This is a genomic window from Hydrogenophaga sedimenti (assembly GCF_051857515.1).
Classification (GTDB): domain Bacteria; phylum Pseudomonadota; class Gammaproteobacteria; order Burkholderiales; family Burkholderiaceae_C; genus Hydrogenophaga.
In genome coordinates this window covers 1-4,748 of record NZ_JBPZHA010000028.1, presented here as the reverse complement: position 1 = coordinate 4,748, position 4,748 = coordinate 1, and the positions used below count along the sequence as shown (strand labels likewise).

At 65.6% G+C, this 4,748-nt stretch carries 3 protein-coding genes, 1 tRNA gene and 2 pseudogenes; 2 read left to right on the top strand and 4 right to left on the bottom strand.

Going from position 1 to position 4,748, the window contains the following annotated elements; translation table 11 throughout:
* Window positions 1-913: 913 nt before the first annotated feature.
* Both ACS5NL_RS22620 and ACS5NL_RS22615 read right to left on the bottom strand, forming a co-directional pair.
* A tRNA-Ser gene (locus ACS5NL_RS22620) sits at window positions 914-1,006 on the bottom strand.
* A 257-nt stretch (window positions 1,007-1,263) separates the two neighbouring features.
* Window positions 1,264-2,025 (bottom strand): substrate binding domain-containing protein, encoded by a 762-nt coding sequence (locus ACS5NL_RS22615; RefSeq protein WP_439356250.1) that lies wholly within the window; start codon window positions 2,023-2,025, stop codon window positions 1,264-1,266.
* Between ACS5NL_RS22615 and ACS5NL_RS22610 the strand changes: the two genes are divergently transcribed.
* Window positions 1,979-2,905: an ABC transporter substrate-binding protein gene (locus tag ACS5NL_RS22610; RefSeq protein ID WP_439356249.1), complete on the top strand. Its 927-nt coding sequence runs from the start codon at window positions 1,979-1,981 to the stop codon at window positions 2,903-2,905. The two genes, ACS5NL_RS22615 and ACS5NL_RS22610, sit on opposite strands and share 47 nt — an antisense overlap.
* Before the next feature lie 21 nt (window positions 2,906-2,926).
* A pseudogene (locus tag ACS5NL_RS22605) lies at window positions 2,927-3,511 on the top strand (branched-chain amino acid ABC transporter permease); the annotation flags it as partial.
* A 26-nt stretch (window positions 3,512-3,537) separates the two neighbouring features.
* Here the strand turns inward: ACS5NL_RS22605 and phnH are convergent.
* Both phnH and phnG read right to left on the bottom strand, forming a co-directional pair.
* Window positions 3,538-4,077: pseudogene (phnH, locus tag ACS5NL_RS22600) on the bottom strand (phosphonate C-P lyase system protein PhnH); the annotation flags it as partial.
* Window positions 4,074-4,574 carry a phosphonate C-P lyase system protein PhnG gene (gene phnG / locus ACS5NL_RS22595; protein WP_439356248.1) on the bottom strand — a complete coding sequence of 167 codons (501 nt, stop codon included), beginning with the start codon at window positions 4,572-4,574 and terminating at the stop codon, window positions 4,074-4,076. The gene phnG and the pseudogene phnH, both read right to left, overlap by 4 nt.
* Window positions 4,575-4,748 lie beyond the last annotated feature (174 nt).

The window sequence follows — 4,748 nt, the reverse complement described above, 5'->3', positions numbered from 1 at the left end:
CTTTGCGCGTGCGCCGCGTACTCAGATTCAGGCCAAGTTCTCGTTGGGTCATCACGCCATTGTTCCTGTCGTGCCTCGCTCATGCCATTCGGGCTTGACCGGGGGTTTTGAACACCATCCTTAAGCGCTCAGATCTGAACCATCCATTGCCTCCGAGTCCTTTGACTTCGGGGCAGCGCAGAGCAGAGCAGCGCTCGCCCTCCGCCGCATTGAGGAACCGGTGCAGATGTTCAGGGCACGTGTGCCTTCGAAGCATCCTCCGTGGTCGCTTGGCGCTGGGCGACAAAGCACCAAGATGTGAGGGCCAGCCAGCGGCAGGGTAGGGCTGAACGATCTGACGAACGAATGGCTGTGCCCCCACAAGCAAAAACCCCTTGCAAGACCACCATTCAGGGCGCTGCGCGTTGAATGCACCGACGCCAGGGGGTAACCGCATCGACGGTGTCAGATCGCCCTGTGGCCCGATCGTTTCGCTTGTCGCGGGCATCTGCATGAACCCCGGATCAACACCGCAGCGGGTGCGGTGCGCGGAGGGTGTGCATCAAAAATTTTGAGGCAGGCCCCGCAAAACGAAGAGATGCCAGCTGAGCATCTTCAGGCGCCACGCGGCAGAGGGGGGCTTACCGGGTCAGAGGCCCGAAGTCCCTTTTTTGCGCGCGCGCAATTTTCTTTTAATGGGATGTCAACAGATGAAAGCGAACGCTCGGAGAAAAAATTTATGAGCAAGAAGCTGAGGAGCGGAATGCCACTTTTTTGGGCAATACCGGCTCGCCGAGGACTGCGTTGACCAGGGAGTTGGCCGGGTCGGGCGAAGAAAGAGACTGTAGAGAAATCTACACCGGCCAAAAAACCAGCAAAAACAACGGTCTCAGAAAGACAAAAGGCCCCCACTTGCGTGGGAGCCTTGTCTTACTGGCGGAGTGAGAGGGATTCGAACCCTCGATGAGGCTCTACACCCCATACTCCCTTAGCAGGGGAGCACCTTCGGCCACTCGGTCATCACTCCAGAGCCATCTATTATGCCTCAAGTTGACCCGCATTCCTGGCTGGTGCTCAGGCGCCGCATGCATGGCTGGCTCCGGGCTGCACTGTCCCAGGCAAGGAGCCGGGAATCAGTGCCTGGTTTTTGTGCATCGGGGGCGCAGCCTTGTACTGGCGCGGGTTTGGCGCGTTCGTACACGAGATATCCACAGGCTTCTTCAGGGCGGATGGGGACAAATGTATTGGCGCCCGCGATCACATGTCCTGATGGCGGTGGTTTCACTACCACCGCGGACTGGAAAACCGCTCAACCAGAAAATCCATCAAAGCGCGCACGGCAGGCGACAGATGCTTGCGTGACGGGTAGAGCGCGTGGATGGCCATGTCCGGCGGCTGCCAGTCGGGCAGCACCCTCATGAGACTGCCGCTGGCCAGGTGCGGGTTGGCCAGGTAGGTCGGTTGCAGCGCCACGCCGCCGCCCGCCAGCGCGGCTTGCAGCAGCGCGGTGGCTTCATTCGCACTGAGCTGGCTGCGCACCTGGACCTGACAGCTCTCATCGTTGCGACGCAGGGTCCAGGTGCTTTTGCCGAAGTTGGCGAAGCTCAGGCACTGGTGCTGTTCGAGGTCGGCCGGAACATGGGGTGTTCCGTGCGTGGCCAGGTAGTCCGGCGAGGCCACCAGCACCGAAGTGCAGGGCGCCAGCACCCGGCCAATCAGGCTGGGGTCGGGCTCCGCGCTGATGCGGATCGCCAGATCGATGCGCGCCTCCACGAGGTTGAGCGCGCCCTCGCTGGCGTTGAGGTCGATCTTCAATTGCGGGTGCCGTTTCAGGAAACCGGCCAGTGCCGCCGCCAGCTGCGCGTAGGCGAACGAGATGCTGCAGGTCACCCGCAGCTGACCGCGCAGGGCAGTGTCGTGGCGGCTGGTTTCCTGCTCCACGTCGTCCATCAGCGCGAGCATCTGCTGGCTTCGGCGCAGGCAACTCTCGCCCGCATCGGTGAGTGTGACGCTGCGCGTGGTGCGTTGGAGCAGGCGCGCTCCCAAGCTGTATGCGCAAGAAGACGTGATGGTGATCGCCGGGGTCGGCGTGCCGCGCGAGTGTTTCTTTGCCAGGAACTACGCACCGGTGAACACCGGTCCGCGCGTGTCCGCCACCCTGGTGGCGGCCCACATGGCCAAGACCTACAAGGCCAAGAAGATCGTCTGCATCATCCCCAACATTCCGAGTCTGGGGAACTGGGCCTGCGAAGGCGCCAAGGGCTGGGGCGCGACCAACGGCGTGGCGGTCGAGACCATCACCATCGATCCGGGTTCTGCCGATGCCACCTCGGTGATGCTGCAGGCCGCGTCGTCCAAGCCGGACGTCATCCTGCTGAACGTGCCCAAGGGCATCATGGTGCCCATGCTGGCGGCGGCCGAGCAGCAGGGCCTGAACAAGAAGATCAAGTTTGCCTCCACCACGCCGGCCTACAACGCCGATGTGCCCAAGACCATCGGCGCCGCCTGGAACAACGCGTTCGACCTGCACCTGGAGTTCATGCCCGTTGAATCCGGTGGCCCGGACAACGCGAACTGGAAGGCCGTCATGGCCGCCTACGCCGACAAGTCGGCACCGCGCGATTCGTTCGCCCAGGCGGGTTACCTGGCGGCCCGTGTCGCCACCGAGGCCATGCTCAAGCTCGATCCCAAGACCATTGACCGCAGCAAGGTCAGCGCCGCGCTGCGGCAGGTCAAGGGCTTCAAGAGCGACATCCTCTGCCGCCCGTTCTACGTGGGTGATGGTGCCCGCCACAACGCCAACAGCAGTGGCCCGATCGCCCAGGTCAGCGGCAACGGCTTCAAGCTGATCTCGTCGGGCTGCATGACCGCGGAAGAGCCCGAGCTGGCCGACGTGCGCGCCGACGAAAAGCGATTGGGCCTGTGACCCGCTGAGCGAGACCTGAGCATGGACGCGCTGCTGCCATTCATCATTTCCGGGCTGGGCATCGGCGCGGTCTATGCACTGTCGGGCGTCGGACTCGTGGTCCTGTACCGGGCCTCGGGGGTGCTGAACTTCGCCTTCGGGGCCATCGGGGCCCTGGGCGCCCACACCGCCTGGTCGGTGCTGGAGGCGGACGGCGGCCAGCTGCTGGCGTGGCTGGCCGCGATCACCGTCGCCATGCTGATCTCGTTCGTCTACGGGCGCTTTCTGGCGCCCCGGCTGGCCTACCGCGACATCACCATCCGCAGCGTGGGCACGCTGGGCCTGGCCCTGATGCTGATGGGCTTTGCCGAATGGTGGTGGGGCGAAGGGCCGCGGCGCCTGGTGCTGCCCACCGACCTGGAGGGCATCGAGTTCGCCGAGGTGCGGCTGACGTGGACACGCATCCTGGGGCTGGCGACCGCCGTCCTGATGATGGCGGGTGTCGGGGCGCTGCTGGCCCGCACCCGCGTGGGATTGCGCATGCGTGCGCTGGCCGATGACCGCGCCTTGAGCGCCATCCTGTGGGCCGCGCGGATGCGCGTGCTGCGGGGCAGGCCCGCGATGTGGGTGGGGGTGGCCAGGAGCAGGTCGACACCACACGGGAAACGGCCATGGTTCGCGCCCCATTGCTCAGCGAAGTCCTCGGGCAGGCCTTGCACGGACAAGCGCTGTTCGTTTGCGATGCCTGGGCCGGTGCACTCGAAGTCGATGGTGTCGACCGTGTTCAACGCGCCCACCTCGACCACGCAGGTCGCGGACTGGTCCGGGTACGCGTCGGTGCCAGCGTCCAGCGACGACAGGGCAGGGAGCGCGTCGCCCTTGGCCACCCAGAGGAAGCGGGCGGCGGCAGGCGAAGCGGCCCAGCGGCAGCCGGTGTGAAAACGCAGCCAGGCGGCGGCGTCGGTGCCGGCGAGTGCGGGCGAGAGCCAGACGCTGCAGTCGCTGTCGACCAGCGCCTGCAGCAGCACCGCGGCGGCGCCGTGGCCGTGGCGCGGCAGGGCGGAGACATCGGGCATCTCGATCACGCGACCGGGGTGCGACAGCGCCGACAGCGCGGTGCGGAACACCGCCTGGCTGCCGATGGCCGCGTCGTGGAAACCGGGGCGCACCTGTTGCAGGTCTTCGGCCTTCATGCGTCTTCTCCTTCGTCCGGCGTGCCGGCTTCGCGTGCCACGGTGAAGAAGTCCACCCTGGTCGACTGCGCGCGCGCCGCCTGCTGCGCCTGCTGCAGCGCCAGGTGCTGGCGCACCGGCCGCAACACCGCGCCGTCGACCGCGTCGTGGCGTGCCGGGTCCTGCAGCAGCGCGTCGGCGATGGCCGCCAGTTGCGCCTGCCGGTGGTTGCGGCCCATCACATAGGCCACACCCACCGCGCTGCCCTCGCCACCCACGCGCAGGGCGCAGCGCGTGACCGTGATCTCGCCCAGGTTGAAGCGCTCTCCCGTGCCGCCGGCCCGGCCCTGCACCATGTACAGCCCGGTCTCTGGCTTGCGCAGCCACTGCGTCGCGGCGCCGGCCTGTTCGGCCAGCCCCTGTTCCAGAACCTGCAGTGGCGCCCGCGACAGCAGGGCCATCCATTCGGGGCGTGGTGTGGGCCGGTTCGGCCCGGTGTTGTCAAACGCGTGAAACATGTTGGTGATAGCCTGAAATCTGTGTAGACAACTTGTTGTCGCCACCCAGCTTAGGGCTACGCTGAACAAGTCCAGGGGTGGCGCGAGGTTTGCATGTATTGATGCACCCGAGACAAGAAGGTGAAGATGAAGCAACTGACCCTGGCGATGGCAGCCGATCAAGGCGACGGATTC